General features: G+C 67.8%; 24 protein-coding genes and 1 rRNA gene. 6 read left to right on the forward strand and 19 right to left on the reverse strand.

All coding sequences use genetic code 11. The features are described from left to right. Positions 1 to 157: 157 nt before the first annotated feature. From AC5W54_RS02100 to dksA, 11 genes are all read right to left on the reverse strand, one after another. Positions 158 to 1,333, reverse strand: a complete 1,176-nt coding sequence (locus AC5W54_RS02100) for an acetyl-CoA C-acetyltransferase (protein ID WP_495960411.1) — start codon at positions 1,331 to 1,333, stop codon at positions 158 to 160. A gap of 164 nt (positions 1,334 to 1,497) precedes the next feature. Then, complete coding sequence (gene panD / locus AC5W54_RS02105) at positions 1,498 to 1,878, reverse strand: aspartate 1-decarboxylase (RefSeq protein ID WP_495960412.1); 381 nt, start codon at positions 1,876 to 1,878, stop codon at positions 1,498 to 1,500. 35 nt (positions 1,879 to 1,913) lie between these two features. Next, positions 1,914 to 2,762: a pantoate--beta-alanine ligase gene (gene panC, locus AC5W54_RS02110; RefSeq protein WP_495960413.1), complete on the reverse strand. Its 849-nt coding sequence runs from the start codon at positions 2,760 to 2,762 to the stop codon at positions 1,914 to 1,916. Between the two features lie 11 nt (positions 2,763 to 2,773). Next, entirely contained in the window at positions 2,774 to 3,565 is a 792-nt protein-coding gene (gene panB / locus AC5W54_RS02115) for a 3-methyl-2-oxobutanoate hydroxymethyltransferase (RefSeq protein WP_495960414.1), read from the reverse strand. Between the two features lie 116 nt (positions 3,566 to 3,681). Then, positions 3,682 to 4,176: a 2-amino-4-hydroxy-6-hydroxymethyldihydropteridine diphosphokinase gene (folK, locus tag AC5W54_RS02120; protein ID WP_495960415.1), complete on the reverse strand. Its 495-nt coding sequence runs from the start codon at positions 4,174 to 4,176 to the stop codon at positions 3,682 to 3,684. After that, entirely contained in the window at positions 4,173 to 5,570 is a 1,398-nt protein-coding gene (pcnB, locus tag AC5W54_RS02125) for a polynucleotide adenylyltransferase PcnB (RefSeq protein WP_495960416.1), read from the reverse strand. The genes folK and pcnB overlap by 4 nt, the downstream gene beginning before the upstream one ends. Before the next feature lie 889 nt (positions 5,571 to 6,459). Further along, positions 6,460 to 7,845, reverse strand: a complete 1,386-nt coding sequence (locus tag AC5W54_RS02130) for a sigma-54-dependent transcriptional regulator (protein WP_495960417.1) — start codon at positions 7,843 to 7,845, stop codon at positions 6,460 to 6,462. Next, positions 7,823 to 10,783 (reverse strand): ATP-binding protein, encoded by a 2,961-nt coding sequence (locus AC5W54_RS02135; RefSeq protein ID WP_495960418.1) that lies wholly within the window; start codon positions 10,781 to 10,783, stop codon positions 7,823 to 7,825. The genes AC5W54_RS02130 and AC5W54_RS02135 overlap by 23 nt, the downstream gene beginning before the upstream one ends. Then, on the reverse strand, positions 10,773 to 10,949 hold the full coding sequence (locus AC5W54_RS02140) for a hypothetical protein (RefSeq protein WP_181422133.1): 177 nt from the start codon (positions 10,947 to 10,949) through the stop codon (positions 10,773 to 10,775). Before AC5W54_RS02140 ends, AC5W54_RS02135 begins: the two co-directional genes overlap by 11 nt. 16 nt (positions 10,950 to 10,965) lie before the next feature. Continuing rightward, positions 10,966 to 11,859, reverse strand: coding sequence for a tRNA glutamyl-Q(34) synthetase GluQRS (gluQRS, locus tag AC5W54_RS02145; protein ID WP_495960419.1), 894 nt, complete (start codon positions 11,857 to 11,859; stop codon positions 10,966 to 10,968). 93 nt (positions 11,860 to 11,952) lie between these two features. Next, positions 11,953 to 12,390 (reverse strand): RNA polymerase-binding protein DksA, encoded by a 438-nt coding sequence (gene dksA / locus AC5W54_RS02150; RefSeq protein WP_421417231.1) that lies wholly within the window; start codon positions 12,388 to 12,390, stop codon positions 11,953 to 11,955. Positions 12,391 to 12,612: 222 nt separating this feature from the next. Between dksA and AC5W54_RS02155 the strand changes: the two genes are divergently transcribed. Both AC5W54_RS02155 and sfsA read left to right on the forward strand, forming a co-directional pair. Beyond that, positions 12,613 to 13,773 carry a pyridoxal phosphate-dependent aminotransferase gene (locus tag AC5W54_RS02155; RefSeq protein ID WP_495960420.1) on the forward strand — a complete coding sequence of 387 codons (1,161 nt, stop codon included), beginning with the start codon at positions 12,613 to 12,615 and terminating at the stop codon, positions 13,771 to 13,773. An 8-nt stretch (positions 13,774 to 13,781) separates the two neighbouring features. Continuing rightward, positions 13,782 to 14,540 (forward strand): DNA/RNA nuclease SfsA, encoded by a 759-nt coding sequence (sfsA, locus tag AC5W54_RS02160; RefSeq protein ID WP_495960421.1) that lies wholly within the window; start codon positions 13,782 to 13,784, stop codon positions 14,538 to 14,540. Here the strand turns inward: sfsA and AC5W54_RS02165 are convergent. The 7 genes from AC5W54_RS02165 to AC5W54_RS02195 form a co-directional block, all read right to left on the reverse strand. Continuing rightward, positions 14,537 to 15,808, reverse strand: coding sequence for a sigma factor (locus AC5W54_RS02165; RefSeq protein ID WP_495960422.1), 1,272 nt, complete (start codon positions 15,806 to 15,808; stop codon positions 14,537 to 14,539). The two genes, sfsA and AC5W54_RS02165, sit on opposite strands and share 4 nt — an antisense overlap. Before the next feature lie 20 nt (positions 15,809 to 15,828). Next, on the reverse strand, positions 15,829 to 16,281 hold the full coding sequence (locus tag AC5W54_RS02170; protein ID WP_495960423.1) for a DUF4426 domain-containing protein: 453 nt from the start codon (positions 16,279 to 16,281) through the stop codon (positions 15,829 to 15,831). A gap of 43 nt (positions 16,282 to 16,324) precedes the next feature. Beyond that, complete coding sequence (gene metW, locus AC5W54_RS02175; RefSeq protein ID WP_495960438.1) at positions 16,325 to 16,924, reverse strand: methionine biosynthesis protein MetW; 600 nt, start codon at positions 16,922 to 16,924, stop codon at positions 16,325 to 16,327. Beyond that, positions 16,924 to 18,081: a homoserine O-succinyltransferase MetX gene (gene metX, locus AC5W54_RS02180; RefSeq protein ID WP_495960439.1), complete on the reverse strand. Its 1,158-nt coding sequence runs from the start codon at positions 18,079 to 18,081 to the stop codon at positions 16,924 to 16,926. Before metX ends, metW begins: the two co-directional genes overlap by 1 nt. A gap of 53 nt (positions 18,082 to 18,134) precedes the next feature. Continuing rightward, positions 18,135 to 18,728 carry a YggT family protein gene (locus tag AC5W54_RS02185; RefSeq protein WP_495960424.1) on the reverse strand — a complete coding sequence of 198 codons (594 nt, stop codon included), beginning with the start codon at positions 18,726 to 18,728 and terminating at the stop codon, positions 18,135 to 18,137. A gap of 35 nt (positions 18,729 to 18,763) precedes the next feature. Next, the gene (gene proC / locus AC5W54_RS02190) at positions 18,764 to 19,588 is read right to left on the reverse strand and encodes a pyrroline-5-carboxylate reductase (protein WP_495960425.1); all 825 of its coding nucleotides are present in this window, start codon (positions 19,586 to 19,588) and stop codon (positions 18,764 to 18,766) included. Positions 19,589 to 19,653: 65 nt separating this feature from the next. Further along, positions 19,654 to 20,376, reverse strand: coding sequence for a YggS family pyridoxal phosphate-dependent enzyme (locus AC5W54_RS02195; RefSeq protein WP_495960426.1), 723 nt, complete (start codon positions 20,374 to 20,376; stop codon positions 19,654 to 19,656). Positions 20,377 to 20,440: 64 nt separating this feature from the next. Between AC5W54_RS02195 and AC5W54_RS02200 the strand changes: the two genes are divergently transcribed. Both AC5W54_RS02200 and AC5W54_RS02205 read left to right on the forward strand, forming a co-directional pair. Further along, positions 20,441 to 21,475, forward strand: coding sequence for a type IV pilus twitching motility protein PilT (locus AC5W54_RS02200; protein ID WP_495960427.1), 1,035 nt, complete (start codon positions 20,441 to 20,443; stop codon positions 21,473 to 21,475). A 43-nt stretch (positions 21,476 to 21,518) separates the two neighbouring features. Continuing rightward, complete coding sequence (locus tag AC5W54_RS02205; RefSeq protein WP_495960428.1) at positions 21,519 to 22,661, forward strand: PilT/PilU family type 4a pilus ATPase; 1,143 nt, start codon at positions 21,519 to 21,521, stop codon at positions 22,659 to 22,661. 3 nt (positions 22,662 to 22,664) lie between these two features. Here AC5W54_RS02205 and AC5W54_RS02210 read toward each other — a convergent pair whose 3' ends face one another. Beyond that, positions 22,665 to 23,804: an anhydro-N-acetylmuramic acid kinase gene (locus tag AC5W54_RS02210; RefSeq protein WP_495960429.1), complete on the reverse strand. Its 1,140-nt coding sequence runs from the start codon at positions 23,802 to 23,804 to the stop codon at positions 22,665 to 22,667. A gap of 119 nt (positions 23,805 to 23,923) precedes the next feature. Here AC5W54_RS02210 and tyrS point away from each other — a divergent pair, with 119 nt between their 5' ends. Then, on the forward strand, positions 23,924 to 25,123 hold the full coding sequence (gene tyrS, locus AC5W54_RS02215) for a tyrosine--tRNA ligase (RefSeq protein WP_495960430.1): 1,200 nt from the start codon (positions 23,924 to 23,926) through the stop codon (positions 25,121 to 25,123). A gap of 773 nt (positions 25,124 to 25,896) precedes the next feature. Next, positions 25,897 to 25,969 (forward strand): 16S ribosomal RNA (locus AC5W54_RS02220); the annotation flags it as partial.

The raw sequence follows: 25,969 nt of genomic DNA on the forward strand, positions 1-25,969 counted from the left end.
GCCCTGGCGGCGGTTTTCGTTTGATCGTCGCGGCTTACCCGGCGACAGGCCTACGCGGAGGCGCTGTGAACCCCTCCCTGGGCGCTACTTTTTCCTTCCCTGGAAAAAGACCTCCGCTCCGACCTGTCCCCGGCGCCGCTAGGATGACGGTATGTGCTTACCGCTCGATCGCGAGTGCGACGCCCTGCCCACCGCCGATGCACAGGGTCGCCAGGCCCTTCTTGGCGTCGCGGGCGATCATCTCGTGCAGCAGGGTGACCAGGATGCGGCAGCCCGAGGCGCCGATCGGGTGACCCAGCGCGATGGCGCCGCCGTTGACGTTGACCTTGGAGGTGTCCCAGCCGAGTTCCTTGTTGACCGACAGCGCCTGGGCGGCGAAGGCCTCGTTGGCCTCGATCAGGTCCAGGTCGTCGAGGCTCCAGCCGGCCTTCTCGAGGCAGCGGCGGGTGGCCGGTGCCGGGCCGATGCCCATGATCGCCGGGTCGACGCCGGCGTTGCTGTAGGCCTTGATGCGGGCCAGGGGCTCGAGGCCTAGTGCCTGGGCCTTCTCGGCGGAGCAGATCATCACCACGGCGGCGCCGTCGTTGAGGGAGGAGGCGTTGCCGGCGGTGATGGTGCCGTCCTTCTTGAAGGCCGGGCGCATGCCGCCGAGCTTGTCGGCCGTGGTTTCACGGGGGTTCTCATCGGTGTCGAAGACCACCGGGTCGCCCTTGCGCTGGGGAATCTCGACCGGCACGATCTGGCCCTTGAACTTGCCTTCCCTGATGGCGGCGGCGGCCTTCTGCTGAGAGCCGGCGGCGAACTCGTCCATGGCCTCGCGGGTAATGCCGTACTTCTCGGCCAGGTTCTCGGCGGTGATACCCATGTGGTAGTTGTTGAAGGCGTCCCACAGGCCGTCGTGGACCATGGTGTCGATGGCCTTCCAGTCGCCCATGCGCTGGCCGTTGCGCGAGTTGGGCAGCACGTGTGGCGAGGCCGACATGTTCTCCTGGCCGCCGGCAATGATCAGCTCCGCGTCGCCGCAGCGGATCGCCTGGGTGGCCAGGTGCAGGGCCTTGAGGCCTGATCCGCAGACCTTGTTGATGGTCATGGCGGGCACGGTATCCGGCAGGCCGGCCTTGATGGCGGCCTGGCGGGCGGGGTTCTGGCCGACCCCGGCGGTGAGCACCTGGCCGAGCAGCACTTCGTCGACCTGGTCGGCGGCGACGCCGGTGCTGGCCATGATGTCCTTGATCACCAGGGCCCCGAGGTCGCTGGCGGGAATGCCGGCCAGGGAGCCACCGAAGGCACCGACGGCGGTGCGGCGTGCTGCAACGATCACCACTTCTTGCATGAGGAGTTACTCCTGAGGTCAGTCGCGGGCGGTAGTCCCGCCAGCATAGGGGACTCTTGTGCGCAGCGGCAATGCCCAAATGGGGGCGATGCCCGGATCACTCAGTATAGCGGGAGGTGGCGCGCGATGCAGGAAGGCATCGGCGGCACCGCCGGCCACCGGGCTCAGGCCAGCTGGACGGGGATGGCATTGCTGGTGTGGCTGACGGCGTTGCCTTCCTGCAGGTAGACCAGGGCCGGTTGGTGGGCCTCGAGCTCGGCTTCACTGTAGTGGGCATAGCTGCAGATGATCACCCGGTCGCCGACGCCGGCGAGATGGGCCGCCGCCCCGTTCACCGAGATGACCTGCGAGCCCTCCTCGGCGCGGATGGCATAGGTGGTGAAGCGCTGGCCGTTCTCGACGTTGTAGATCTGTATCTGTTCGTTCTCGCGGATGCCGGACATGTCCAGCAGGTCGCCGTCGATGGCGCAGGAGCCCTCGTAGTTGAGGACGGCGTGGGTGACACGGGCCATGTGCAGCTTGGCCTTGAGCATGATGGTCAGCATGGGCAGGGATATCCTCTCTTGCCGTCGCCGCGGACTCAGTGCGGCAGGGTCAGGGTCAGGTTGTCGATCAGTCGGGTCGGGCCGAGCCGGGCGGCAGCGAGCAGTCTGGCCTCGCGGGTCGCCGGGGTGATCGGGCCCAGGTCGGGAGCGCGCAGTTCCAGGTAGTCGGGCACGAAGCCGGCATCGCGCAGACGGGCCAGGCCCGCTGCCAGGGTGGTCTCGATCGGCTCGCCTGCCTCCAGTGCCTGGCGCAGCTCCTCCAGTGTTCGATAGAGACGCGGGGCGATGGCCCGCTGCTCCGGGTCGAGATAGCCGTTGCGCGACGACAGTGCGAGGCCGTCATTGGCGCGCACGATGGGGACGCCGACGATCTCGATGGGGAAGTGGAGGTCGGCGACCAGGCGACGGATCACCGCCAGTTGCTGGTAGTCCTTCTCGCCGAAGCAGGCCACCTGGGGCTGCACCAGGTTGAAGAGCATGCCGACGATGGTGGCGACGCCGTCGAAGTGCCCCGGGCGCGAGCCGCCGCACAGCCCCTCGCTGACCTCGAGGACCCGGATCTGCGTCTGGGCCTCCAGGCGGCGAGGGTAGATCGTGGCGGTCGCCGGGGCGAACAGCAGGTCGCAGCCGGCGCCGGCGAGCTTCTGCTGGTCGTCGGCGAGGGTGCGGGGGTAGGCGTCCAGGTCCTCGTTCGGACCGAACTGCATCGGATTGACGAAGATGGTGGCCACCACCACATCGGCGTGGCGGCGGGCGCTCTCCACCAGCGCCAGGTGGCCGGCGTGCAGGTTGCCCATGGTGGGCACCAGGCCGATGCGCAGGCCACGTCGACGGCGATCGTCGAGGGCCTCGCGCAGGGTGGCGATCTCATGCAGGGTACGCATCGGGCGGCCTCCTAGAAGCAGTGTTCCTCGGCCGGGAAGCGCCGGGCCTTGACGTCCTCGTGGTAGCGGCGGAAGGCACCCTGGATGTCGTCGGCCTCCACCAGGAAATTCTTGACGAAGCGCGGGGTGCGGCCTTGGGTCACGCCCAGGACGTCGTGCATCACGAGTATCTGGCCGTCGGTGTCGGGGCCGGCGCCGATGCCGATCACCGGCACGTCGAGGGCCTCGCTCACCGCGCGCCCGAGGCTCGCCGGCACGCATTCCAGCAGGATCGCCGAGGCGCCGGCCTCCACCAGGGTGCGGGCATCCTCGAGGATGCGGGTCGCCTGCTCGGTATCCCGGCCCTGCACCTTGTAGCCGCCGAGCTGATAGACCGACTGGGGGGTCAGGCCCAGGTGAGCGCAGACCGGCACGCCGCGGCGGGTCAGCTCGCGGATGCCGTCGGCCATCCAGGCCTCGCCTTCCACCTTGACCAGTTCGGCGCCGGCGCGCATCAGCTCGGCGGCGTCCTGCAGCAGGCGCTCGGGGCTCGAGTTGCTCATGAACGGCAGGTCGGCCATCAGCAGGCTCGCCTCCTTGCCGCGCGCCACGCAGCGGGTGTGGTAGCAGATCTCGGCGAGGGTCACCGGCAGGGTGCTGGCGTGGCCCTGCAGGACCATGCCCAGGGAGTCGCCCACCAGCAGGACCTCGATCCCGGCGCCGCCCGCGGCGCGGGCGAAGGAGGCATCATAGGCGGTCAGGCAGCTGAAAGGCTCACCGCCGCGCTTGAAGGCCTGCAGCGTGCTCAGGGTGACGGTTTTCATGGCGTGCTCTCATGTTGTCGTCGGCGTGGCCTGCTCGGGCCCCGTCTCGGGTGTAACCTGCAATTGTTACCCGAACCGCCCCGGAGTGTCGATAGGTAACACTCGGGGTGGCCGTGTCAGGCAGTGGGTAACACCGGGCGTAGGCTGCCGTCGTCCAGCTTCCTGGCCAGATCGATGACCCGGTGGCCGTCGGGTAGTCGCAGCGACGGGGCCAGCTCTGCCAGTGGCACCATCACGAAGGCGCGGTGCTCCATCTCGGGGTGGGGCAGCGTCAGGCGCGGCAGCGCCAGGCGTCGATCATCGAAGAGTAACAGATCCAGGTCCAGGGTGCGGGGCCCCCAGTGGCGCCGGCGGACCCGGCGGTGACGCTGCTCCAGGGCCTGCAACTGGTCGAGCAGGGCCAAGGGCGAGAGGCGGGTCTCGAGGAGCGCCACGGCGTTGATGAAATCGGGTTGGTCCTGGGGGCCGACCGGGCGGCTGACATAGAGCCGCGAGGCGGCACGCCGCCGGGTCAGGGGCAGTCGGTCGAGTGCCGCCAGGGCGCGCTCGACCTGGTGGCGCGGGTCGTCGAGATTGCTGCCCAGGCCGATCCAGGCGCGCTGACCGCTCATGCGTCGCTCGAGGGGCCCCGGGGCTTGCGTCGCCGCCGGCGCCGCTTGCGGGGCACGCCGCTGCCGGCCGGGTCGGCCCCGACCTTGCCCAGCAGGCGCCGCTGCTCGTGCTCGTCGGCCTGCTGGAAGGCGGTCCACCAGTCGCCGAGCTCCGGTTCGAGCTCGCCGGCGGCCTCGCGCAACAGCAGCAGGTCGTAGGCGGCACGGAAGCGGGGGTGCTCGCGGGTCTGGTAGACGCGTCGGCCGCGGCGCAGCGGCAGGCGTTGCTGCAGATCCCAGATGTCGCGCATCGGGAGGCTGAAGCGCTTGGGAATCGAGATGTGCTGGAGCTGGTGCGACACCACCTGCTGGGAGGCGGCCTGCAGGGCTGGAATTGGCGGCATGTCGTCCGCTTCCAGGGCCGCCTGACGCCGATGTACCGGCCCCCAGAGGAGGGCGGCAAAGAGGAAGGCCGGCGTGACCGGGCGCTCCTCGGCGACGCGACGGTCGGTACTTTCCAGTGCCAGCTCGACCAGACGCTCGGCCCAGGGCAGCTCGGCCATGGCCTCGTCGGCTTCGGGGAAGAGCATGGCGAACAGGCCGTAGTGGCGCAGCAGGTGGAAGGTGTCGACACCGTGGCCGGCCATGAACAGCTTGAGTATCTCGTCGAATAGCCGTGCCGGCGGGATCTGCAGCAGCAGTGAGGCGTGCTCGCGGATCGGTGCCTCGCTCTCGGGGGCGATGCGGAACTCGAGCTTGGCGGCGAAGCGCACCGCGCGCAGCATGCGCACCGGGTCTTCCCGATAGCGGGTGGCCGGATCGCCGATCAGGCGCAGGGTGCGCGCCTCGATATCGTGTACACCATCGGCGAAGTCATGGATCGAGAAGTCGGCGATGCTGTAGTAGAGGGCATTGACGGTGAAGTCGCGACGCAGGGCGTCTTCCTGGATGTTGCCCCAGACGTTGTCGCGCAGCAGCAGGCCGTCGTCGGACTGCTGGGCGATGTGATCGCCGTGATCGTCGCCCGGCTTACCGCGGAAGGTGGTGACCTCGATCACCTCGCGACCGAAGCGCACGTGCACGATGCGAAAGCGCCGGCCGATGATCCGCGAATTGCGAAACAGATCCTTGACCTGCTCCGGGGTGGCGTCGGTCGCCACGTCGAAGTCCTTGGGCATGCGGCCGAGCAGTGAGTCGCGGATGCAGCCACCCACCAGGTAGGCCTCGAAGCCGGCATTGTGAAGGCGATAGAGGACCTTGAGCGCCGCATCGCTGAAGTGCTGGCGCGACACCGGGTGCTCCTGGCGCGGAATGATGCGTGGCCCGGGGCTACCGCCGGGCGCATCCTGAGGGCCGAGCAGGGATCTGAGGTGCTCGCCCGGGCTCTGCAGAAAGCGGGTAAATCCTTTGAACATGCGGCGATATCGACTCGCGGGGGTACGAAAAGCGTTGAGTGTAGCCGACGCCCGACACCTTGCAAAGCATCGGGCGGTATCGCGCTCACGGATGGCGCGGAAGAAGCGGTGTGAATAAAGCAGAAGGGGGAGGCCAGATGGCCTCCCCCGTCAAGCAATTCTGCAGCATCCATGCTGCTGATTCTTCTTCGTGATGGCGCATCGCCTTGAATACGCACCACAGTCACCAAGGAGAATTTCAGGCAAGCAGTGTTGTTGTCCTTGTTGACGCTCCTGACGGCGACCACCTCGTATTCAAAACAATAATCCAACCACGACGGCATGAAGATATGCCTCCCTCCGGCTTGTTGGTGTTGTTGCCGGAAGTGCACCTCGACGGCACTTGTTCTTGTTGGCTGCCGTAGGCTGGTGCGTCGCGTCCTGATGGCTCCGGTGCTTCGGGCGTCTTGTTCTTGTTGACCCGAAGGGCTCACGCGACTCGGCCGTTGTGCTTGTTGTCGGTCGTCGCGTATGCAGCGTCCAGGGCCCGGGGTGTTGTTCTTGTTGGCGGGCGGGCCCGTCACTCCTCGCTGCCCTGTTGTTGTTGTTGGCAGTGGGTGACATCCGGATTTGTTTTTCTTGCCCTATAGTGTAGCAGGGGGCATGCCATGTCATTTTTGCCCTTTTAAAATCATGATGTTGCAGATTGCGGGTCGATTGGCAGTATCGATGGGTGGCGGGAGTGTTACCGGATTGGCCCCGTCGCGGGGCACTTCCTGGGTGGGAAGGTAACAAGTGGTGCAGAAGCGGGCCGCGAGGCGGAAAAGACACGCCCGCGGTGTCGGCCGCGGGCACTAGCACCTTGGTCTAAGGCGTCGGGGGCATGGCACGGAGGAGGGCCGTGCCTGGCTCACCCGGCACTGCGCTTGGGACTCTTCTTGCGCGGGATGCCGAGCCGTTGGCGACGCTCCCACAGGCACTTGCGACTGATGCCGAGCTTCTGGGCGAGTTCGGTCTCGCTCATCTGGTCCTGATGCTCGAGCACGAAATGCTGGAAGTAGTCCTCCAGCGAGAGGTCCTCCTCGGCGTCGGCCGATTCGGCGGCGGTGGCGCCGCCGATGCTGGTCGGGGTGGCGGCGGCCACCGGTCGTGAAGGGGGCGCTAGCCCCAGGTCGTCGGGGTGGATCAGGTGGCCTTCGGCGAGGATGACGCCGCGCTCCAGGGCGTTCTCCAGTTCGCGCACGTTGCCGGGCCAGGGGTAGTCGTGGATGGTCCGCCGAGCGGCCCGGGAGAGCCGCAGCCCCTCGCGACCGTGGCGGTGGCAGGCCTTGTCGAGCAGGATGTCGGCGATCTCGAGAATGTCGTCGTCGCGCTCGCGCAGTGGCGGCAGGTCGATCTGCATCACGTTGAGGCGGTAGTAGAGGTCGAGGCGAAATTCGCCGGTGCGCGACAGGGCGCGCAGGTCACGGTGGGTGGCGGCGATCAGCCGCACGTCCACGTGGCGGGTTTCCACCGAGCCGATCTTGCGGATCTCGCCCTCCTGCAGCACGCGCAGCAGGCGTGCCTGGGCATCCAGCGGCAGTTCGCCGATCTCGTCGAGGAACAGGGTGCCGCCGTCGGCGGCCTCCACCAGGCCGGTGCGGGCGGCGCTGGCGCCGGTGAAGGCCCCCTTCTCGTGGCCGAACAGCTCGGACTCGATCAGCGTTTCGGGAATCGCCGCGCAGTTCACGCAGATCAGCGGTGCCGTAGCGCGCCTGCTCTGCTGATGGATGGCGCGCGCCACCAGCTCCTTGCCGGTGCCCGACTCGCCCTGGATCAGCACCGTGACGTCGGCGGGCGCGGTCTTGCGGATGCGGGTGTAGACCACCTGCATGGCGGCGCAGCTGCCGATCATCTGCTGCGCCTGGCCGCCCGGTTCGGTGATGTCGGGGGGCTCGGCGCTTCGGGTGGCCTGCTGGTGCAGCACCCGCGCCACGGTCTCGAGCAGCTCGTCGTGATCGAATGGCTTGGCCACATAGTCCACCGCGCCGAGCTTCAGGGCCTCCACCGCCGAGCGCATGCTGGCGTAGCTGGTCATGATCAGCACCGGAATGGGCGCGGCGCGACTGATCAGCTCGGTGCCGGGCTCGCCGGGCAGGCGCAGGTCACTGATCACCAGGTCGAAGCGCTGGGGGTCGAGCGCGAGGGCCTCGGCCACCGAGCCGGCTTCGCTGACCCGGTAGTCGTGGCGCTCCAGCAGCCGCCGCAGCGCGGTGCGGATGATGGCTTCGTCTTCAACGATCAGAATCCGGCTCATCGGGGCTTTCACCATCCTGTCGGTTGAGGGGCAGCCAGAGGCTGATGCGGGTGCCGCGTGACTGCCCGGGGGGCGGGGAGTCGATATCGATCTGCCCGCGATGCTCGGCGATGATGCTGTAGACCAGCGGCAGGCCGAGCCCCGTACCCTCGCCGGGCGGCTTGGTGGTGGTGAACGGCTCGAACAGGTGGTCGCGGACGCGCTCGTCGATGCCGTGGCCCTCGTCGGTTACGGTGACCAGCAGCCAGTCGCCTTCCGGGGTAGCGTCGACGACCACCCGACCGCCCGGCTCGCTGGCGTCGCGTGCGTTGCCGAGCAGGTTGATCATCACCTGCAGCAGCCGCTGGGCGTCGCCCTGGACCTCCAGGTCAGGAGGGCAGAGGTTATGGTAATCCACATCCTCCCCCGAGCGGGCCAGGTGGATCAAGTGCAGTGCCTCGTCGGTGATGGTGGCGATCGATACCGGGGCGAAGGGCTGGCCCGCGACATGGCGGCCGCCGTGGGCGAAGCCGACCAACGACGAGACGATGCGCGAGACGCGGTCGGTGAGCTGCTGGATCTGCCCGGCGGTCTCGAGCAACTGGGGGTCGTCGGTGTCGTAGCGCAGGTTCTGGGCCAGCGAGGAAATGCCGGTGATGGGGTTGCCGATCTCGTGGGCCACCCCGGCGGCCAGCTGGCCGATCGAGGCCAGCCTGGCGGCGTGCACGAGCTCGTCCTCCAGCCACTTCATCTCGCTGTGGTCCTCGATCAGGATCACCTTGCCACCGCGCTCGTCGTCGTCGTCCTCGAGCTCGGCCTTGTGCAGGGTCAGGTAGCGCAGCCCCCCCTCCAGGGCCACCGGTTGCTTGTAGAGATGGCTGTGGGGCTCGGCGAGGATGCGCCCGAGCAGTTCGTCCCAGGGCGCGGGCAGGCTGTCGCGGCGGGCACCGATCACGCTCTCGCCGGGGATGCCGGTGAGTGCCGAGAGGGCATCGTTCCACATCAGCAGCTCGCCGTCGTCGCCGAAGGCGCACAGCCCCACGGGCAGGCGGGTCAGGGTGCGGCGATGGTAGCGGCGCAGGCCGTCGAGCTCCCGGGCCAGCCCGGTCAGGCGCGAGCGGTAGGCCTCCAGCCGGCTCTCGACGAAATGGATGTCTTCGGTGGCGTCGCCGCCATCCTGGCGGTAGGGCAGGTAGCGGTCGACGATGTCCTGGGCCACCGAAGGCCCCATCAGGCCGGAGAGGTTGGCCTGGATGCGGTCGCGCAGGCGGCGCAGCGCATAGGGGCGGCTCTCCAGCGGCGAGAGGTGCAGCGCCGCCAGGGCGCGGTCGACCTCGCGCGAGGCGACGTCGTCACCCAGCGCCCGGGCCAGATGGTGCTTGAACTCCTCGCCGTTGGCGGCCTCCAGCGGCAGTCGCATGGGCCGGATCACCGCGTCGACCGAGCAGGCCTCGGCGGCGGCCCGCTCGCCCGGCGAGGTGCGGGTGGCCAGGGAGACCAGGATCAGGATCAGGATGTTGGCCGCCAGGGAGACCAGGGTCACGATGTACCATGCCGGCTCGCCGGACAGCGCCTCGAGCCCCGGGGGCAGCACCACCAGGGGGGGCAGATCGGTGAGCAGCGGTGGCCAGAGGCCGGCCAGCCAGATCAGGGTGCCGGCGACGAGGCCCGACACCATGCCCTTGCGGTTGGCCCCGGGCCAGTAGAGCAGCGCCAGCATGCCCGGCAGGCACTGGGCCATGCCGATGAAGGCGGCCAGGCCCAGGGTGGTGAGGTCGTGATTCACCCCGATGGTGCGGTAGAAGAGCCAGCCGCCGAGGATCACGGCGCCGATCAGGCCCCGGCGCAGCCAGCGCAGCCAGCGGTAGAGGTCGGGCTGGTCCACCGGTGGGTGGGCCACCAGCACCAGGTGGTTGAGGATCATCCCCGACAGCGCCAGGGAGATGATGATCATGGTACCGCTGGCCGCCGCCAGGCCAGCGATGAAGGCCAGGGCCCCGACCCACCAGGACTCCGAGAGGGCGAAGGCCAGGTAGGCCGCCCCGATCCCGGTGGTCTCCGCCCCGAGGCGCTGGGCGGCCCACAGGATCAACGGCACCGGCAGCGCCATCAGCAGCAGGAACAGCGGCAGCGTCCAGGCGGCCTGGAGCAGGGTGCGCCGGGAGAGGGTCTCGGCGAAGGTGATATGGAACATGTGCGGCATCAGGAAGGCCGCGGCGAAGAACAGCAGCAGCAGGGTGCGCCACTGGGCCGGGTCGAGGTGCTCGACCCCGGCCTGGGCCGCACGCCCGGGGCCGTCGAGCCAGGTCTGGAGGTCGGCGGGGCCGTCGAAGACGACGAACAGGGCGAAGGCCCCTAGCGCCAGCATGGCGCCGAGCTTGACCGCCGACTCCAGGGCGATGGTGACGAGCAGGGTGTCGTGGCGGGCATGCAGCCGGGTGTGGCGGGCGCCGAAGAGGATGGTGAACAGGGCGATCAGCATGCAGAAGGCCAGCGCCAGCAGCGACGGCGAGGCGGCCCCGGTCATCAGGAAGATGGCGTCACCCATGGTCTGTACCTGCAACGCCAGCAGCGGCATCACCGCCAGCAGGCTGACCAGGGTGACCAGGGTGCCGACCCAGCGCGAGCGGAAGCGAAAGGCGAAGAGGTCGGCGAGCGAGGAGAGTTGGTAGGTGCGGCTCAGGCGCTGGATCGGCACCAGCAGCACCGGGGCGAGCAGGAAGGCGCCGGCCACCCCGAGGTAGTAGGCCAGGTAGCCGAAACCGGCGTTGCTGGCCAGTTCCAGGCTGCCGTAGATCGCCCAGGCACTGGCGTAGACCCCCAGCGCCAGGGTGTAGACCGCCGGGTGGCGGGCGATGCGTGTCGGTATCCAGCCGCGCTCCACCGCCAGGGCACAGAGGAACAGCAGCAGCAGGTAGCCGATCCCCAGGGCCAGCAGGCTGGCCAGGCTAGCGTTCATCGAGCTTCCTCTTCTGCTCCAGCCACAGGGTCAGGGCGATCAGGACACCCCAGATGAGGAAGGGACGGTACCAGGCCACCCCGGGGCTGGCCCAGCCACTCATCAGCAGCGGCGAGAGCAGGTAGCCGCCGAAGACCAGGAAGAGCATGAGGCGATAGACGTACACGATACCCTCCTCGCGGTCAGGGGTTGGCAACGGTGGCCGGGCGCTCGGGATGAGGGTGGATACGAGCGACACCCCAGGCGCCGATGGCCCAGGCGAGCTGTTCGCCCACCGGGGCCGTGGCGAGCTCCGCGGGCGGTCGCTGGTCCAGGGCCGTCAGCGCCCGGTGCAGCAGCGGCCGCACCGCGTCTTCCCCCAGCGGCAGCGGCGGGGCCAGGTTCTGCTTGGAGAGCTTCTGGCCGTCGTCGTTCATGATCAGCGGCAGGTGCAGGTAGCGCGGTTCGGGCAGCCCCAGGGCGTGCTGCAGCTGGCGCTGCCAGGGGGTGTTGTCGAGCAGGTCGAAACCGCGTACCACGTCGGTGATGCCCTGGTCGGCGTCGTCCACCACCACCGCCAGCTGGTAGGCCCAGAGACCGTCCTTTCGCTGGAGGACCACATCGCCTAGGTCGGCCGGGTCGAAGCGCTGCTCGCCGAACAGCCGGTCCTGCCAGGCGAGCGGGCGCCGGCCGAGATCGCTGCGCAGCCGCCAGGCCACCGGCTTGCCGGGTGTCCGCCGCCCATCGCGACACCAGCCAGGGTAGATGGCGTGGTCACGCCACTGCTTGCGCGAGCAGCTGCAGGGGTAGGCCAGGCCCAGTGCCTCGAGCCGGGCCAGTGCCGCCGCATAGGCGTCGTCGCGATCGTGCTGCCAGCGGACCGGGCCGTCCCAGTGCAGGCCGCAGGCCTCGAGCTGGCGCAGGATGGTCTCGGCCGCCCCGGGCGGGCAGCGCGGGGGGTCGATGTCCTCGATGCGCAGCAGCCACTCACCCCCGGCCCGGCGGGCATCGAGGAAGCTGGCCAGCGCCGCCACCAGCGAGCCGAAGTGCAGTGGCCCCGAGGGGGTCGGGGCGAAGCGACCGCGGTAGAGTGTCATGGCTGGCTCCACTGCTGCGCGTCAGACATGCAAACGGGCACCCAGGGGTGCCCGTTGCACGGCCGTTGCTGCAAGACGATCGGCATGGCCAGATCAGCCGCCCAGCTGCTTTTCCTTGAGCTCGGCCAGCGTCTTGCAGTCGACGCAGAGGGTAGCGGTGGGGCGAGCCTCGAGACGGCGGATGCCGATCTCGACGCCACACGCCTCACAGAACCCGTAGTCGTCCTCGTCGATCTTCTCGAGGGTCTCGTTGATCTTCTTGAGCAGCTTGCGCTCGCGGTCCCGGGTGCGCAGCTCCAGGCTGAAGCCCTCTTCCTGGGTGGCGCGGTCGGCCGGGTCGGCGTAGTTGTTGGCCTCTTCCTGCAGGTGGCGTACCGTGCGGTCCACCTCCTCCATCAATTCCTGTTTCCAGCCCAGCAGGATCTGTCGGAAGTGCTCCAGCTGCTGCTCGTTCATGTACTCTTCACCCGGCGCCGGCTCGTACGGGGTGAATTTCTTGGGCGCTTCCGTCTTCTTTTCTGCTACTGGCATGGGATTGCCTCGTTACTGTAGTGACTGCTGATCAATACCTGCCGTGGTGCAAGGTATCTCACGCCAAAAGGATGCTTGTTTAGCGGAAAAACGCAGGCATTGCAACTCCCCCGGGGCGCACGGCCTGCGCGGGTACCACCAAAGTCGGTACAATGTCCCCTTGGACCGCGCGGCGGCGAAAGAATGCCCTTCCGGTCGATCATTCATGCACAGGAGCCAGTCATGGCGTGGAGTTCGCGCGTCGAGCGGGTCGCCCCCTTCCGGGTGATGAGCCTGCTGGAGATCGCCCAGGCCCGCGAAGCGGCCGGGCACGATGTGATCCACCTGGAGGTGGGCGAGCCCGATTTCCCTACCCCCGAGCCGGTGGTTGCCGCGGGCCGGGAGGCGCTGGCGGCGGGGCACACCCGCTATACGCCGGCGGCGGGGCTGCCGGCGCTGCGCGAGGCGATCGCCGGCCACTACGGCGAGCACTTCGGCGCCGTGGTCGACCCGGCCCGGGTCCTGGTCACCCCGGGGGCGTCGGGAGCCCTGCTGCTGGCCAGCCAGCTGCTGGTCGGCCCCGGCGACCGGGTGCTGATGGCCGACCCCAACTACCCCTGCAACCGCCACTTCATGGCCCTCGCCGGGGCCGAGGTGGACGCCGTGCCGGTGGGGCCGGAGAGCGGCTGGCAGCTGGATGCCGGGCTGGTCGCCCGCCACTGGCGCGATGACACTCGGCTGGCGATGCTCGCCACGCCGTCGAACCCCACCGGTCATATGCTCGATGCCGCGCAACTGGCCGGGGTGGTCGATGGCGTGGCGGCGCGCGGGGGGCATCTGCTGGTGGACGAGATCTACCAGGGGCTCTGCTACGACCTGGCACCGCTGTCGGTGGCATCGCTCACCGCGGACGCCTTCGTGGTCAACAGCTTCTCCAAGTACTTCGGCATGACCGGCTGGCGCCTGGGCTGGCTGCTGGCGCCGGAGGGCGCGGTGGAGCCGCTGACCCGGCTGGCCCAGAACGTCTTCCTGGCTGCGCCGACGCCGGCCCAGCACGCGGCCCTGGCCGCCTTCGACCCCGTGTGCCGCGAGCTCCTCGAGGCGCGCCGCGCCGAGCTCGGGCGCCGCCGCGATGCCCTGCTGGCCGGTCTCGCCCGGCTGGGGTTGGTGCCCTCGCTGCCGCCCCAGGGCGCCTTCTACCTGTGGCTCGACATCTCGCGCTATAGCGACGACAGCCAGGCCTTCTGCCGGCGGCTGCTCGAGGAGGAGAACGTCGCCATCACCCCGGGCATCGACTTCGCCCTCGCCGGTGGCGAGCATCACGTACGCATCGCCTTCACCACCGGCATCGCGCGCCTGGAGGAGGCGGTGAGCCGCCTCGCGCGCTTCCTGGCGCGGCAGTAGGAGGCGGCATGGATTACCCGACACTGGTGCCCGGCACCCTGCTGCGTCGCTACAAGCGCTTTCTCGCCGACGTGCGCCTCGACGATGGCCGCGAGGTGGTGGCGCACTGCCCCAATACCGGCTCGATGCGGGCGGTGAACGTGCCGGGCTGCCGGGTCTGGCTCTCGCCCAGCGACAACCCGACGCGCAAGCTGGCGTGGACCTGGGAGCTGATCGCGCTGCCCCAGCCCGACGACTCGTGGGCCCTGGCCTCGGTGCAGACCGGCCGGGCCAACCGCATCGTCGAGGAGGCGCTGCGCGAGGGGCGGGTACCGGCACTCGCGGGCTACCGGGACCTGCGGCGCGAGGCGCGGGTCGATGGGGGTCGGCTGGACTTTCGCCTCGACGATCCGGTGCGCGGCACGGCCTTCGTCGAGGTCAAGCAGGTGACGCTGAGAGAAACCGATGGCCATGGTTACTTCCCCGATGCGGTGAGCGTGCGCGGCAGGAAGCACCTGGAAGTGCTGGCCGAGCTCGCCGCCCGGGGCCAGCGCGCCGTGCTGCTGTTCTGCGTGGCCCACGAGGGCATCCCCGACGTGGCCCCGGCCGACCACCTGGACCCGGCCTATGCGGCGACGCTGCGTGACGTGGCGGGCCGTGGCGTCGAGGTACTGGCGCACCGCTGCGAGATCCTCTGCGGTGACGGCGTGCCGCTGGCGATTCGCCTTGGCGGCGTATTGCCGGTATCACTCGACCGGCAGGTGGCGGCTCCCCTCGGCGTCGACTAAGAGGGGGATCGATCCGGCACGCAATCCGCCAGGGCCCGCGCCACGCGCTCCAGGGCCTCCCGGCCCTGCGCGTGCCCGGCGTGGCGCTGCCACCACTGGCGGTGAACGCTGCGGACCCTGAGCGTGACCACGGGCAGGCCCAGTACCTGTGCCATTGCCAGCCGATGCAGCCCCTTGTTGGTCTTGAGGAGTCTGCCGTGGCGATCGATGGCCGCCCCGAGCCGGTCCTTGCCTGCGTGCCTGTCGAAGCCGAAGCAGGCCATGTTCTCCATGTACAGCAGATAGAGCCGCAGGTACTCGAGGTTGCGCTCGCGGCTGTCCAGGAGCATTCCCTTGTGGTGGGAGAGCAGCGGGCGGCCCTGTTCCCGTTGCCGCTCGAGCCGCCGGAAGGTCTCGCTGCGGCTCGGGTCGAGTCGATGGGTCCAGAGATCGAGGATGAAGTGGGTGCGGCTGCTGTCGGCGAGATAGTGGCGGGGCCGGTCCCAGTCCCCGGACCACAGGAAGAGGTTCGACGCCTTGCGTCGCTCTACCCGGTTGGGAAAGGCATCCGGATAGCTGAGGCAGCGCGTCAGCTGGCCGGGATTCACCTCGAGATCCAGGCGCTCCCCCAGGGTGGTCTCGACACTGCGCCGTGGCAAGCCCTGGGCCTCCAGCCAGCGACTGCCGGCGCGCTGGGCGAGCCAGCGCTGGAACAGCCAGTCTTCCAGGGGGCGTCCCAGGGTGTGCTGAAAGGACATCTTGGCCCGGTAGGCGAGCCGGGAGGTCAGCATCTTGCGGCGAAGCCTGGGGTCGTAGAGCGGTGGATGCACCAGTTCCCCGGTGGGAGTTCTCGGCAGCCGGGAAGCCGCCAGCTGCGCCGACAGCGACTCGGTCAGGCGATCGTTCAGTGACGGGCTGGGGGCCTGCGGCTCCAACTGGTGGGAGAGCGTCCAGAGTGCCTGGCCCTGCAGCCCGGTCGGGACCGTCCGGATGGACGCAGGCGGGGCGGCGGTCAGGGCCTCGAGCTGGCTGTGCAGCCGGCTGCCGAGGATGGTGAAGAGCCAGGGGCCGGGAGGCGTGCCATCGGCACGGAAGCGCCTGGCATTGAGCCAGGCCAGCAGGAGGGTGTCGTGCACCACGTCCTCGGCCTGTCGGACATCCCGCAGGAAGTGGAAGGCGGTGGCCAGCATCAGGGGCACGACGACCTGCCGAAGCCGGTGAAAGCCGGCGGCGTCCCGGTGACGGCACGCATCCAACGCCAGCTCCAGGGAGGCCGGGTTCGCCGGCATGGGTCCACTCATCCGCAGGGTTACCTGTCGATGTAGAAGCGCTGGATGAAGCTGACTTCCGCCGGCTCCCGATTGCGGTCGTAGCGCACCTCGAGGTCGAAGCGCATGGGCGCGTCGTCACGGATGCGGAAGACCGCGATCTGCGACACGCTGTCGGCGCTGCGCAGGGTGCGGAAGGCGAGGGGTTCGCCGTCCGTGCCTCCCAACTCGCTGACCCGCCCGTTGACGGTGGCCGGCACGACGCGGGTCGTGCCGTCCTCCTGCTCCTCGAGCACGCTGACATTGAGCAGCGCCATCACCTGGCTGCGCTGGATGCGGTGTGCCTCTGCCACCTCCCGGGGCAGGAAGCTGGTGTTCACTGCGCTGTAGTGGATCTGGTAGTCGCCGACCTGTTCGAACTGTTGGGCCTGCAGCGGCAGTGCGAGCAGCATCAGCCACCCCAGGGCCAGGCCGAGAAGGAATCGTGGGATCATGACATGCCCTCGGTCTTGTGCCGCGCGTTGTCTGCCTCCGGCATCAGTCGCCGCGACGGCTGACGCGGAAGATGGCGATCTCGCCGAACAGGTTGGGCCACCATCGCGAGGTCCAGTGTCCCTCATGGTCGCCGATGCCCACCGCCCGGTCGACGATGATCAGACCCTTGTCGCGGCAGAGTTGTTCAAAGTCGTTGAAGGTCGACAGGTGGATGTTCGGGGTGTCGTACCAGGCGTGGGGCAGCGACTTCGAGACCGGCATGTAGCCCTTGAGGCCGAGGTAGGCGCGGTGTCGCCAGTAGGCGAAGTTGGGGAAGGTGATGATGCACTCGTTCGCCACCCGCAGCATCTCGTCGAGCATGCGGTCGGGACGGCGCAGGGCCTGCAGCGCCTGGGTCATGATCACCAGGTCACAGGCGTCGTCCTCGAAGTTGGCCAGCCCCTCGTCGAGGTTCTGTTCGATGACATTGACACCGCGTCCGATGCAGGCGGTGATGCCTTCCGGGTCGATCTCCAGGCCGTAGCCGGTAACGTTCTTGTCCCGGGCCAGGGCGGCCAACAGGGTGCCGTCGCCGCAGGCCAGGTCGAGGATGTGGGCCCCCTCGGGCACCCAGTCGTGGATCAGCTTGAAGTCGGCACGCATCATGGGCGGTCCTCCAGGCCGAGGTCGCGAGCCACGCGAGCCATGAAGGCGGCGAACACCGACTGGTAGCGGGGCTCGGGCATCAGGAAGGCGTCGTGGCCGTGGGGCGAGTCGATGTTGGCGTAGCTGACCGCCTTGCCGGCACGGATCAGGGCGTTGACCAGTTCCCGCGAGCGCGACGGCGGGAAGCGCCAGTCGGTGGTGAAGCTGATCACCAGGAAGGGGCAGGCCGCCGGCGCCAGGGCCCGGGCCAGGTCGCCGGCGTGGGCCGCGGCCGGGTCGAAGTAGTCCAGTGCCTTGGTCATCAGCAGGTAGGTGTTGGCGTCGAAGGAGGTGGAGAAGGTGTCGCCCTGATAGCGCAGGTAGGACTCCACCTGGAACTCCACGTCGTAGCCGAAGTTGAGGTCGTCGGCGCGCAGGTCGCGGCCGAACTTGCTGCCCATGGCGTCCTCGGAGAGGTAGGTGATATGACCCACCATGCGCGCCAGCTTGAGGCCGCGACGGGGCACCTTGCCCTGCTCGGCATACCAGCCGTCGTGGAAGTCCGGGTCGGAGCGGATCGCCTGGCGCGCCACCTCGTTGAAGGCGATGTTCTGAGCCGACAGCTTGGGGGTGGCGGCGATCACCGCGGCGTTGGCGATCCGTTCGGGGTAGGCCAGCGCCCACTGCAGTGCCTGCATGCCGCCGAGACTCCCGCCGATCACCGCGGCGAAGCGCTCGATGCCCAGGCGGTCGGCCAGCCGCGCCTGGCTGTGAACCCAGTCGCTCACCGTCATCATGGGGAAGTCCGGCCCCCACTGGCGACCGGTCTCGGGATTCTCGCTGTTGGGGCCGGTACTGCCGTGGCAGCCGCCCAGGTTGTTCAACGAGACCACGAAGAAGCGATCGGTATCGATGGACTTGCCGGGGCCGATATGGGCGTCCCACCAGCCGGGCTTGCGCTCGTCGGCGCTGTGATAGCCGGCGGCGTGGTGGTGCCCGGAGAGGGCGTGGCAGATCAGCACCGCATTGGAGCGCTCGGCGTTGAGCGTTCCATAGGTTTCAAAGACGAGGTCGTAGGCCGGCAGCGTCTTGCCGCAGGCCAGGGCCAGGGGGTCGTCGAAGTGCGCCGTCTGCGGCGTCACCAGGCCGACCGAGTCGCGCGGAAGCTCGGGCATCAGTCGTTCGGTGTCCAGTCGTTGCGTGGTGCCTGTTGTCATGGCGTCCCGGCTCAGAGGCCGACCAGAGCGCCGGAAATACCGGCCGCGCGGGTCAACGAGCCGACCACGATACCATCGATGATGCTGATGGCGATGAAGGCCACGATGGGCGAGAGGTCGATCATGCCCAGCGGCGGGATCACCTTGCGTAGCGGGGCCATGATCGGCTCGACCAGTTGCATCACCAGCAGGGCGCCGGGGTGGCTGGCGTTGGGGGCGACCCAACTGAGGATGATCATCACGATCAGCGCGAAGAAGTAGATCTTCAGGATGGCGTTGGCCAGCGCCGCGATGGCACCGATCGCGACCCCGCCGAGTGGTGGCATGCCGAAGCCGGCCACCTGCAGGATGACCAGGATGCTCACCGCCTTGATCACGAAGCCTGCCGCCAGGGTGGCCATGTCGAAGCGGTTCATCACCGGCCCCAGGAAGCCCTGAAAGGGGCGCACCGCCGGTTGGGTGATCTTCACCACCGACTGGCTGATGGGGTTGTAGTAGTCGGCCCGCGACGCCTGCAGCAGGAAGCGCAGCATCAGCAGGAACAGGTAGATGTTGATGAGGGTGTTGACCAGCAGCAGGCCGGCACTTCCCAATTGACTGCCCATCAGGGCACCTCCATGTCTCGTGAATATATGCCGGGTTAACGCTTGCCGAGCTCGTCGGCCATTTCGCGCGCGCGGGCGGCACAGGCGTCCAGCGCCTCCCCCATGATCCGGCGCAGGCCGGCGCTCTCCAGGTGCTCGATGGCGCGCTCGGTGGTGCCGCCGGGGGACATCACATTGCGCTTGAGCTCGGCCGGGGTCTTGTCACTCTGCTGGGCCATCTTCGCTGCCCCCAGCGCCGTCTGCATCGCCAGGCGGCGGGCGGTCTCGGCGGGCAGCCCGAGCGATACGCCGGCCTCCTCCATCGCCTCGAACATCAGGAAGAAGTAGGCCGGGCCGCTGCCGGATACCGCGGTCACGGCATCGAGCAGAGGCTCTTCCGCGACCCATTCGACCACGCCCACGGCCTCCAGCAGCTCGGTGGCGACCCGGCGCTGCTCATCGCTGACGTTGGCATTGGCGAAGAGTCCGGCGGCGCCGGCGCCGACCAGCGAGGGCGTATTGGGCATGCAGCGTACCACCGCCAGGTCGCCACCCAGCCAACGGTCGAGTGCCTCGGCATCGAGGCCGGCGGCCACCGAGATGATCAGCGGACGGCGGCGCTGGACCACGTCACGCAAGCCCTCGCAGACGTCGCGCATCACCTGGGGCTTCACCGCCAGCACCACCACATCGGCCTGGCTGACGGCGGCGGCATTGTCGGTATTGGTGTGGATGCCGAAGCGCTCGTGCAGCGGGGCGAGGAAGGCGTCGCTGGGCGAGGTGGCGGTGATGGCGGACGGCGAGAAACCGTTGTCGATCATGCCGCCGATGATGGCGCTGGCCATGTTGCCGGCGCCGATGAAGGTGACTCTGCTGGCCATGCGATCTGTCCTGTGTCGGTCGACGAATGTGCGGCCGGCCTGCGGTGCCGGCGCTCGTGTAGTCGTTACTGCTGCTGTCGTGGCTGTGGCGTTGCCCGTTCGCCGAAGATGGCGGTTCCCAACCGCACCAGGGTGGCGCCCTCCAGCACCGCGGCCTCCAGGTCATCGGTCATGCCCATCGACAGGGTGTCCAGTGGTGCCTCGGGGAAATGCCCGCGCAGCGCCTCCAGCGCCCCGTGCAGCCGGGCGTAGGGCTCGCGCTGGGCCTCGAGATCCGCGGCCGGTGCGGGAATCGCCATCAGCCCGCGCAGGCGCAGGCGCGGCAATGCCAGCACCGCTTCGGCCAGGGCCGGTAGCTCGGTGAGCATCACCCCTGACTTGCTGGGCTCCTCGCTGATGTTGACCTGCAGGCAGACATTCAGCGGCCCGAGGCCCACGGGGCGTTGATCGTTCAGGCGCCGGGCGATCCTTTGTCGGTCTAGGCTGTGTACCCAGGCGAAGTGCTCGGCCACGGCTCGCGTCTTGTTGGATTGCAACGGGCCGATGAAATGCCAGACGATATCCTCGAGGTCTGCCAGTTCGGCCTGCTTGTCGAGAGCTTCCTGGACATAGTTCTCGCCGAAGTCGCGCTGGCCGAGATGCCAGGCCTCGCGGATCATCATCGCCGGCTTGGTCTTGCTGACGGCGAGCAGACGGGCGTCCGTGGCGGGGCGCCCGGCAGCACTCAGCGCCTCGCTCAGGCGGTGGCGGGCGGCGGCCAGCGACTCGGAAAGTACCAAAGCCTTCATCACGACAGGTCTGTCATACTGATCATAACCAAAGGGAACCTTATCCCGAGAGCAGGGGAAACGCATGGATATTACCGAACTGCTGGCGTTCTCGGCAAAGCAGAACGCCTCGGATCTGCATCTGTCGGCGGGCCTGCCGCCGATGATACGCGTCGATGGCGACATTCGCCGGCTCAATGTACCGGCCATGGAGGACCGCGAGGTCCGCAAGCTGATCTACGACATCATGGCGGATCGGCAGCGTCGCGACTATGAGGAGTTCTTCGAGACTGACTTTTCCTTCGAGGTCCCCGGGGTCTCGCGCTTTCGTGTCAATGTCTTCAACCAGGCCCGCGGGGCCGGCGCGGTATTCCGGACCATTCCCTCCGAGGTGCTGACCCTGGAGGACCTGGGGATGGGCGACGTATTCCGCCGCCTGGCCATGTTGCCCCGCGGCCTGGTGCTGGTGACCGGCCCGACCGGCTCGGGCAAGAGCACCACGCTCGCGGCGATGATCGACTACATCAACGACAATCGCTACGAGCATATCCTCACCATCGAGGACCCGGTGGAGTTCGTCCACCGCAGCAAGCGTTGCCTGGTCAACCAGCGTGAGGTGCACCGCGATACCCATGGCTTCGCCCCGGCCCTGCGCAGCGCCCTGCGCGAGGACCCGGACATCATCCTGGTCGGCGAGATGCGTGACCTTGAAACCATTCGCCTGGCGTTGACCGCGGCCGAAACCGGTCACCTGGTGTTCGGCACCCTGCACACCACGTCGGCGGCCAAGACCATCGACCGGATCATCGACGTCTTTCCCGGCGACGAGAAGTCCATGGTGCGCTCCATGCTCTCCGAATCGCTGCAGGCGGTGATCTCCCAGGCCCTGCTCAAGCGCCAGGGCGGCGGCCGGGTGGCGGCCCACGAGATCCTCGTCGCCACCGCGGCGGTGCGCAACCTGATCCGCGAGGACAAGGTCGCGCAGATCTACTCGGCGATCCAGACTGGCGGTAACCTGGGCATGCAGACCCTGGATGCCTCGCTGGCCAGGCTGGTGGCCGACAACGTGGTGGCCCGCGACGAGGCCCAGGCCAAGGCCAAGAGCGTGCTGGCGAGCTGAGCCGCGTTACACGACACGTCAGGGGACAGAAAGGAGCAGGGACATGACGGCAACAGAATGGCTTCACCAGCTGCTGGACATCATGGTGCAGAAGGAGGCATCGGATCTGCTGATTTCGGTGAATGCCCCGCCGACCCTGAAGATGGCGGGGCAGCTCACGCCTCTGGGGGAGCAGGCGCTCAGCGTCGAGCAGGTCAACGAGCTGGTCCATGCCTCGGTGCCCGAGGGGCTGCGCGTGCGTTTCCAGGAGGAGCGCGAGGCCAACTTCGCGCTCAGTCTCAAGGGGCGTGGGCGATTCCGCGTGAGTGCCTTCCAGCAACGCAACCAGTTGGCGATGGTGATCCGTCGCATCGCCTTCGACATTCCCCATCTCGAGGAGCTGTCGCTGCCCCCGGTGCTGGGCGAACTGGCCAACATCAAGCGCGGCCTGGTGTTCGTGGTCGGCGGTACCGGCACCGGCAAGTCGACTACCCTGGCCTCGATGATCCAGCAGCGCAACGAGACCATCGGCGGTCATATCATCAGCGTCGAGGATCCCATCGAGTACGTGCATCCCCACCGCAAGGCGATCATCAATCAGCGCGAGGTCGGGATCGACACCGACTCCTTCGAGGTGGCGCTCAAGAACACCCTGCGCCAGGCACCCGACGTGATCCTGATCGGCGAGGTGCGTACCCGGGAGACCATGGAGCATGCGCTGACGTTCGCCGAGACCGGCCACCTCTGCCTCGCCACCCTGCATGCCAACAATGCCAACCAGGCGCTGGACCGTATCATCCACTTCTTCCCCCATGAACGGCACGAGCAGATCTGGCTCGACTTGTCGCTCAACCTGCAGGCCATCGTGGCGCAGCAGTTGTTGCCGACGGTGGACGGTGGCCGCTGCCCGGCCATCGAGGTCTTGCTCAAGTCGCCGCTGATCGGCGACCTGGTACGCAAGGGCGCGGTGACCGAAATCAAGAACGTGATGTCGCGCTCTCGCGACTTGGGGATGCAGACCTTCGACCAGGCGCTCTATGACCTGTTCCGGGCGGGCAAGATCACCGAGGAGGTGGCGCTGGTGCATGCCGATTCCGCCAACGACCTGCGCATGATGATCAAGTACGGTGACCAGAACAGCGAAGGACTCTCCCGAGCCAGGGAGGCGGCGGATCACTTGTCGCTGCGCAGCGAGGACGACTTCTAACCCTCAGGGAGCGTAGATCCCCCCGAGAACCCTGGGGCCCGAAGCGCCGGTGACCGACGGCAGGTTGCCGGGCAGGCCCAGGACCCTCTGCCAGGCAAGCCAGGCAAAGGCACCGGCCTCGAGCCAGTCGGCAGGCCAGCCGAAGTCGGTGCTGGCGACCAGTGGCGTTTCGGGCAGGTGGCGTGCCAGACGGGCCAGCAGATCCGGATTGTGGGCGCCGCCACCGCAGGGAATCAGGGCCTCGGCGGTGGGGGCGGCCAACCGCTCTCGGGCCATCCCGATGCCGAGGGCGATGCTGGTGGCGGTCAGCTCGGCCAGGGTCGCCTGGACATCCTCCGGTGCCTCCTCTCCTGTTAGCCGTCGTTCCAGCCAGGTCAGATGAAACAGCTCGCGGCCCGTGCTGCGGGGAGGGGGCTGATGAAAGAAGGGTTCCGCCAGCAGCCGTTTCAGCAGGGCGTCATCCACCCGGCCCGAGGCCGCCCACTGGCCCCCGGCATCGAAGCGCCCGCCGCGATGGCGGGCGTGCCAGGCATCCAGCAAGGCATTGGCCGGACCTGTATCGAAACCGAGCGGCCCGCGCTCGTCTTCCGCTGGCGGCAGCAGCGTCAGGTTGGCGAAACCGCCGAGGTTCAGCACCAGGCGCCATTCGCCGGGAGCGCGCAGCAGGGCTTGATGGAAGGCCGGCGCCAGGGGCGCGGCTTGCCCGCCGGCGGCCAGGTCACGGCGGCGGAAGTCGGCGACCACGGTGAGGCCGGTCAGCTCGGCCAGCAGGCTGGGGTTGTCGAGTTGCAGGGTGTAGGCGGGGCCGCCACCATGGCCTGCGGGGGCATGCTCGATGGTCTGGCCATGGCTGCCCACGGCCGTAATCGCCTCTGCCGGGGTGTCGCTGGTCGTCAGCAGCGCCTTGATGGCGTCGGCCTGCAGGCGGCAGAAGGCATCCTCGGCGGCAGCCAGTTCGGCGAAACTCGCCTGTTCGGCATGGCAGAGCCGCCAGAGACGTTGACGCAGTGGCTCCGGCATCGGCTCGGCGTGAGTCGCCACCAGGCGCGGGCGATCCGTCGTCCCGCTTTCCGCCATCTCCACCAGGGCCGCGTCGATGCCGTCGAGGCTGGTGCCGGACATCAGGCCGATGAACAGTGACATGCATTTCTCCCGAGTCGATACGGCGTAACCGTGCGCCAACGAGTCATGCTACCATTCTGCCCCATTCGATGGGCCCTGTGCGCAGGGGTGATCAACCGCTATTGCTGGAGTAGGAGACGATGACCGATGTGGCGAGCGCGCTGGCGCTCCTGAAACGAGGCACCCAGGAGATCCTGCTGGAGGACGAGCTGGTCAAGAAGCTCGAGTCCGGGCGCAAGCTGCGCATCAAGGCAGGCTTCGATCCGACGGCCCCCGACCTGCATCTGGGTCATAGCGTGTTGTTAACCAAGATGCGCCAGTTCCAGGAGCTCGGTCATGAGGTGATCTTCCTGATCGGTGACTTCACCGGCCGGATTGGCGATCCTTCCGGCAAGAACGTGACGCGCAAACCGCTTACCGCGGAAGAGGTGAGGGTCAACGCCGAGACCTACAAGGAGCAGGTGTTCAAGATCCTCGACCCCGAGAGGACCGAGGTGCGCTTCAATGCCGAGTGGTTCTCGGCCATGAGTGCGGCCGACATGATCGAGCTGGCCGGCCAGAGCACCGTGGCGCGCATGCTCGAGCGTGACGACTTCGAGAAGCGCTACAGGTCCGGGCAATCCATCTCCATTCACGAGTTCCTCTACCCGTTGGTGCAGGGCTACGACTCCGTGGCATTGAAGGCGGATGTGGAGCTAGGCGGCACCGATCAGAAGTTCAATCTGCTGATGGGGCGCGAGATCCAGAAGCACTTCGGCATGGAGCCCCAGGTCGTGATCACCATGCCGCTGCTCGAAGGGCTCGACGGCATGCAGAAGATGTCCAAGTCGCTGGGCAACTATGTCGGTGTCGATGAGGCGCCAGGAATCATGTTCAACAAGCTGGTCTCCATGCCCGACAGCTTGATGTGGCGCTACTTCGAGCTGCTCTCGCTCAAGCCCAACGAGGAGATCGAGGCGCTCAAGCGCGATGCGCAGCAGGGGGCGAACCCCCGCGACATCAAGATGACCCTGGCCCGCGAGCTGATCGGGCGCTACCACGGCGAGGAAGCCGCCGCCAATGCCCACCGGTCTGCCGGCAACCTGCTGGCCGAGGGCGAGCTGCCGGAGGACCTGCCCGAGGTCGAAGTCGACTTCGAGGGCAGTGTCCAGGCGCCGATCGCCGCGGTGCTCAACCGCTCGGGGCTCGCCAACAACAGTGCCCAGGCCAAGGACATGCTCGGTAACGGCCGGGTCAAGGTCGACGGTGAGGTGGTCGAGCGCGACCATATGCTCGACAGTGGCAAGAGCTACGTCATCCAGGCTGGCAAGAAACGCTATGCCCGGGTGACGGTGCACTGACATAGAGCAACTGATTGCAAGTCAGTTGCTCTTGGTTCTCCCGGCTCTCTCAATGCCAGCGCCCGCCTTGTGCGGGCGTCGTGCTGTCTGGTGAGCGGCGGCTTACCCACAACCTCTTGCCGTTGCAGGTGCCGTTGGCTCTCGTGAGCGAACTTTTACCGGCCTCGGCATGTCTTCTATTATGGCCTCGAGATTTTTCTACAGAAAGGCCTTGCGGGGCGCCGGGGAAATCCGTAAAGTACGCATCCGCTGCCGGCGACGGGCAACGTGGCCAGCGGTGATGAGTGGCAGAAGTGATTGTTCTGCTTGAAGTTTTTCGAGGTTTCGAAAAGGTTCTCGCTTGACAGGCACGGCGGATTCGCTAGAATGCGCACCACTTCCTGCAGACCCGCTGCGGGCTCTCTACGGAGTTCCCGGCAAGGGTTTGATCGGCAGCCGCTGCGGCGGTGGGTCGGGTCAACGGCAAGCGCTCTTTCGAGGCTTCGCCAGGCGGCGAGGATCGCAGTTGACAGCCGGCGCCGATCACGTAGAATACGCCTTCCTCGCCGGGCGCTGGGCCAGACGGTACAGCAACGGTGAGACGCTCCAGGCTCTAGAGAGCCGGGGCCGCTCTTTAACAATCGATCAGGTAATTCATGTGGGCGCTTGTCGATGGGTCGGTGACCAGTCACTGAATCATCAAGGCAAGCGACTCGTCAGAGACCTTCGGGTCTTTTTGAGAACGTTTGAACCTTGAGCCAGGTTTGGTTCCACCTTAGGAACTATCAGACTGTAAACTGAAGAGTTTGATCATGGCTCAGATTGAACGCTGGCGGCAGGCCTAACACATGCAAGTCGAGCGGCAGC

Source organism: Halomonas sp. LMYGS-3, assembly GCF_059509875.1.